The organism is Syntrophaceticus schinkii (assembly GCF_000946815.1).
Classification (GTDB): Bacteria; Bacillota; DSM-12270; order Thermacetogeniales; family Thermacetogeniaceae; genus Syntrophaceticus; species Syntrophaceticus schinkii.
Window position 1 is genome coordinate 1 of record NZ_CDRZ01000222.1, and the last position, 1,184, is coordinate 1,184.

2 protein-coding genes are annotated in these 1,184 nt (G+C 45.7%); both read left to right on the forward strand.

Annotated elements, in window-relative coordinates; genetic code table 11:
* A partial coding sequence (locus tag SSCH_RS16555) for an IS1634 family transposase (protein ID WP_156972183.1) occupies positions 1–640 on the forward strand: 640 nt, incomplete at its 5' end.
* A 101-nt stretch (positions 641–741) separates the two neighbouring features.
* Positions 742–1,184, forward strand: a 443-nt coding sequence (locus tag SSCH_RS16560) for an IS1634 family transposase (RefSeq protein WP_156972184.1), incomplete at its 3' end; no start/stop codon positions are given.

Here is a 1,184-nt window from a genome sequence, read left to right on the forward strand (position 1 = left end):
TTCTCTTTCACACTTTTCTGAGATTTCGAAGGAGTTCCAAAGGTATCTGAACGCTCAGATCACTGAGAAATATGGACGCAATACGAAAACGATCTATTACGATGTAACAAATTTTTATTTTGAGATCGATGAAGAGGATGAGTTACGCAGGTTGGGACTGAGCAAAGAGAAACGCCGCGACCCCATTGTGCAGATGGGTCTGGCGATGGATGCGGACGGGATCCCGCTGCATTATGATCTGTTTCCGGGCAATACGACGGATAAGGAGACCTTCCGGCCGGTCATCGGCGAGGTCAGAAGAAACTATGATACCGGCAGGATTATTGTCGTCGCTGACATGGGGATTATTACGGGTGATAATATTTTTTATCTTCAAGGCAAGGAGAAGGGGAGAAATTTTAACGGTTATGTCTTCAGTTTTTCGGTCAGGGGTGGTACCAAGGCTTTTAAGGAGTATGTCCTCTCTGATAAAGGCTATCTGGATAAAGACGGCAAACGCCCTGATGAAGACACGGATTTCAAGCTCAAAAGCAGGGTGATCGCGCGTGATATCAATGTGACGCTGTTAAGCGGGAAAAAGGCCAAGAAAACCGTGTATGAGAAGCAAGGTGGTCTTCTGGGGAAAAAAGTATGGCCTTGAAGGCTCGGAGGGAGCGCGAGGATGTCTTGAAAAAGGCTCATGATCTAGGCGGCTAATCCTCAAAAGTATTCGAAGGCCACAGCTTACGGCGCAGCAAGTATGTGAAGAACGTGAAGTTTGATAAAAAGACAGGCGAAATTCTTCAGGTTAAAGACCATCTTGTCTTTGATGCTGCAAAAGTAGCTGAAGAGGAAAAGTACGACGGCTACTACGCTATTGTCACCAGTGAACTGGATATGTCGGATACTGAGGTGATCGATACTTACCGCGGTCTATGGCAGATCGAAGAGACTTTCCGTGTTACTAAGGGGGTGCTGGAAACGCGGCCGGTCTATGTGTCGCTTGAGGATCACATTAACGCTCACTTTCTCACTTGTTTTTTAGCTCTCACTATTTTACGAATAATGCAAAAGAAAACGGGCCGGCTTTTCTCTGCTGAAAGGATTGTTGAATGTCTCAACAAGATTTCCTGTTCCAATGAGCAGGACAATGTTTATTTGTTTGATTACAGAAGTGTGATCTCAGATGCTATCGGGCAAGCGCT